We start from the raw sequence: 4,017 nt of genomic DNA, 5'->3' as shown, positions 1-4,017 counted from the left end.
CACCAACGCGATAAGCTGATCCCGTTCAGACGGGGACAAGCTTGTGGAACTGCACATAGCCAAAGTCTAAACCAGCACCTAGCGCTCCCCGCAACCCTCTACGGGCCACTAAACCGCCAATCAATGACAAAATTCCTAACCTTCGGCGAGACCCTCGTACAGCACAACGCCGACTACCTCGGCCCGTACGACCCCGACGGCAGCTACACCCGCCACGTCGCAGGAGCCGAGTCCAACGTCGCCATCGACCTGCGCAAGCTGATGCCCGACGAAGTGCGCGCCATCTGGGTCAGCCGCCTTGGAGCAGACGACGACGGCGACAGCATCGCCGCAGCGCTGACCGGCCACATAGAGGTCCACGCTCCACAGGCGCCGGGAGAGTTCACAGGTATCCAACTACTGAACCACCTCGGAGGCGGCGAGGTCATCCGCAGGTACAGACGCGCCGGCAGCGCAGCCAGCAAGCTGACCGCTGAGGAGGTGCTTCCCCACCTGGAGGACGCCGACCTGCTCCACGTCACCGGCATCACCCCCGCCCTGAGCGACACCTGCCTTGAAACGACCCTCGCAGTCATGGCCGCAGCCCAGCAAATGGGCATCCCCGTCAGCATGGACGTCAACTACCGCGAAGCACTATGGACTCCCGACGAGGCCCGCGCCGTCTGCGACCGGATGCGCGAGCACGCAACCCTGTTCAAGGTCGGCCACGACGAGGCCGAGACGATCTGGGGCGGCGAGGTGACAGCGTCCGAGCACGCCCGCCGTTTCGTAAGCGGCAACACACGCCTGGCCATAGTGACGACCGGTGACTCAGGCGCAGTCGCGTTCGACGGCGTACAGCTCGTCGAGCATCCCGGCTTCACCGTCGAAGTCATCGACCCTGTCGGAGCAGGTGACGCTTTCGTGGCCGGAGCCCTCGCCGGCATCTTCCAACAGGGCTCGATGCTAGACTTCCTCGCGCTGCCACCCAACGAACGCGCAGACTTCCTTCATAAGGCACTGGAACTCGGCAACGCCTGCGGCGCCCTGGTCTGCACTCGCCACGGCGACACCGAAGCCATGCCCGATATGTCCCAGGTGCGCGACTTCATCGTCGCAGGATAGATCAGTAATGCGCGGCGAAGAAGGCGATAGCCCCGACTATGGCCAGGTAACGTGCGGCGCATGTCACCAGACAATGGTGCCACGATTCGTTTCAGATAGCGTGTACCCACAACTTGGTCACTTGGCCTGCATCTACTGCGGTTCCATGGTCAGGCGTAGGGATACCACTCAGGGCACTTCAAAGCCGGAAAACCGCAGGATCCCTGACATCATCCTGATCGGAGTGGTGGCCACGCCCGTTGTTGTAGCCGTGATCGCCATTGCGCTGTACCTGCTATGAGATGCTGATACGGTGCGCCCACTGAAGACGTCCTTACCGGGAACGATGATCCGCCAGCTCACCCGCCCCGCTGCTGGATGCGCACTCACATGTCCTGAGGCCGACTGATCTATTGAATACCAGCGTCTAGCGACTTGTGACTGTTGCCGCCTACACGATAAGGCTTAGCTCCTGTGTCGCGGCCTTACTGGGTCAGAGTCGGTCTCTGGTGGGATTGCCCAGGGATCATCGCCGGTAAGCTCCAATATTCGCTGGTGGAGCTGCTCCAAATCACTCGTGATGTCGTTTGCCATCCGTACGAAATCGGTAACCGGGTTCAGCACCTGTCCGTACCGAGCGGCTCCGGGGTAGCCACTGAGTTGCCGCAGGTCACTTTGGAAGTGCCAGTCCCCTTCGCTATCACTCTGCCGGATGGCGTCTGCCAGCTCCGTCAGGTCATGTCGGTGTGGATACTGGTTCCCCAGCGCCGAGATCAGGGCCTTCATGCCGTTTTCCAGCGCCTGGTGTGCCTGAAAGACAACGCCCCTGTCTTGCACACCCGCGTCCAACATAAGGTTTAGATTTCGGTAGTGCATATTCGCATCGGCGATGCGCCGGATGCGGTCCTCGCGCTCCGCGGCGGCGTCAAACTCATGCCCGATATTTTCTTCGGGATTCCGAGTCAACTTGATCCCCTCCCGCGAAGCGATGGCTGCCACGTTGTTGATGCTCTTGGAGCGCCTGCTGTATTGCTTGGTAGATAGCAGCACCAGATCGATTGCAGGACTTTCCGCATACGTACGACCCAGAATCTTCTCTGCGGAGGCGGCTATTCTGCTCTCATCAGTCTGGGTGGGCGGTTCCTCAGTAATGACCATGATGTCGATGTCAGAACGGTCGGACCAGCCCTCCCGGGATCGAGAGCCAAACAGAATTACACACTCCGCGTCGATGAGATCATGCACCGCTTGGGCAACAGATACAGCCCGGGGGTCGTGACCCTGGTTGACGTTTATCAGGGTGATGTCTGGGGCGGTGGTCATGTTAGTGTTTATCGTCTCTAATCCAGCGTCCACTGTCCAGCGGATTCAGATGTCCGGATACTAATTCCAAGGTGCCTGGGAAGGCCACAATGGCTTCAACCTGAGTCGGAGGCCGTAGTCACCCGCCCCGCTGCTGGATCCGCGCCCACGTATCTCGCAGCCCGACCGACCGGTTGAACACCGGCGTCTCAGCCGTCGAGTCGCGGTCCTTCACGAAGTAGCCGACACGCTCGAACTGCAGCGGCTCGCCAGTCTGGATGTCCGTCATCGACGGCTCCAGCTTGCAGCCGGCCAGCACGGACAGCGAGTCAGGGTTGATGAAGTCTGTCCAGGTCTTGTCCTCAGGGACGTCGTGCGGATTGGGCACGGTGAACAGGCTGTCGTACAGCCTCACCTCGGCGTCAATGGCATGTGCAGCCGATACCCAGTGCAGCGTCGCGCGCACCTGGCGTCCGTCCGGCGCCGAGCCGCCCCGAGTCTCCGGATCGTACGTGCAGCGCAGCTCCACGATCTCGCCCGAGTCGTCCTTGATCGCCTCTTCGCACTTGATGAAGTACCCGTACCGAAGCCTCACCTCGCGTCCCGGAGCAAGCCGGTAGAACCTGCGCGGCGGGTCTTCCATGAAGTCGTCTCGATCGATGTACAGTTCACGTGAGAACGGCACTTTTCGTGAGCCTGCCGATTCGTCTTCAGGATTGTTGACCGCATCGAGGTGGTCCACTTCGCCTTCCGGGAAATTCTCGATTACGACCTTCAGCGGGTTCAGCACGGCCATACGCCGCTGAGCGCGCACGTTGAGGTCTGTGCGCAGGTGGTGTTCCAGCAGACCCATCTCGGTGAGCGCGACCGAACGACCGTATCGCCTGCGGCGTGTACCCGCGTCTGCGAAGTCCTGCGATTGTGGGCATCCGCGGATCGTCCCAGCCGTCGACGTGATTGTCCTCGACCAGCGTAATCAGCCGGCGCTTGCTCAGCACCGTGTGCGTGATGTTGAACCGCGCAAACTCGATCTGCTGCGGGTGGTAGACATCTAGCTCGTCTAGGAACCAGTCATACAGCGGCCTGTGGTCCTCGTACTCCATCGAGCACAGCGAGTGAGTGATGCCCTCCAGCGAGTCTGAGATCGGGTGCGCGTAGTCGTACATCGGGTAGATGCACCACTCGTCACCTGTCTGATGGTGATGCGCCCTGCGGATGCGATAGATCGTGGGATCGCGCATGTTCATGTTGGGCGATGCCATGTCTATCTTCGCCCTCAGCACGCACGTCCCGTCCTCGAACTCGCCCGCGCGCATCCGCCTGAACAGGTCCAGGTTCTCCTCGACCGACCTGTCCCGGTACGGACTGTTGCGCCCCGGCTCGGTCAGAGTGCCTCGGTACTCGCGGATCTGCTCGCCGGTCAAGTGGTCGATGTACGCCTTGCCAGCCAGTATGAGCTGCTCGGCGAAGTCGTAGAGCTGCTGGAAGTAGTCGGAGGCATACAGCTCACGGTCGCCCCAGTCGAACCCGAGCCAGCTCGTGTCTTCCTTCTGAGACTCGACGAACTCCTCCTCTTCCGCGAGCGGATTGGTGTCGTCGAACCGGAAGTTGCAGATGCCGTCGAAGTCCTTC

The 4,017-nt window shown here is 61.1% G+C and carries 3 protein-coding genes and 1 pseudogene; 2 read left to right on the top strand and 2 right to left on the bottom strand.

The window, feature by feature from the left end:
- Window positions 1–123 precede the first annotated feature (123 nt).
- A complete protein-coding gene (locus J4G14_15085) occupies window positions 124–1,104 on the top strand; it encodes a sugar kinase (GenBank protein ID MCE2459113.1) in 981 nt (326 codons plus the stop codon).
- Between the two features lie 7 nt (window positions 1,105–1,111).
- Window positions 1,112–1,384 (top strand): hypothetical protein, encoded by a 273-nt coding sequence (locus tag J4G14_15080; protein MCE2459112.1) that lies wholly within the window; start codon window positions 1,112–1,114, stop codon window positions 1,382–1,384.
- Window positions 1,385–1,548: 164 nt separating this feature from the next.
- Here the strand turns inward: J4G14_15080 and J4G14_15075 are convergent, their stop codons facing one another.
- Together J4G14_15075 and J4G14_15070 are read right to left on the bottom strand one after the other, a co-directional pair.
- Window positions 1,549–2,406, bottom strand: coding sequence for a HEPN domain-containing protein (locus J4G14_15075; GenBank protein ID MCE2459111.1), 858 nt, complete (start codon window positions 2,404–2,406; stop codon window positions 1,549–1,551).
- Window positions 2,407–2,524: 118 nt separating this feature from the next.
- Window positions 2,525–4,017 (bottom strand): annotated as a pseudogene (locus J4G14_15070) (glutamine--tRNA ligase/YqeY domain fusion protein).

This window comes from Dehalococcoidia bacterium (assembly GCA_021295915.1).
Taxonomy (GTDB): domain Bacteria; phylum Chloroflexota; class Dehalococcoidia; order Lucifugimonadales; family UBA1123; genus VXRN01.
Note: the sequence above shows the minus strand (reverse complement) of the source record. Positions and strands in the feature narration are given on the sequence as shown.

Bases quoted from the DNA above. Each gene is read 5' to 3' on its own strand.
- J4G14_15080 (MCE2459112.1), top strand. From the start codon at position 1,112: ATGCGCGGCGAAGAAGGCGATAGCCCCGACTATGGCCAGGTAACGTGC.
- J4G14_15085 (MCE2459113.1), top strand. From the start codon at position 124: ATGACAAAATTCCTAACCTTCGGCGAGACCCTCGTACAGCACAACGCC.
- J4G14_15075 (MCE2459111.1), bottom strand. From the start codon at position 2,406: ATGACCACCGCCCCAGACATCACCCTGATAAACGTCAACCAGGGTCAC.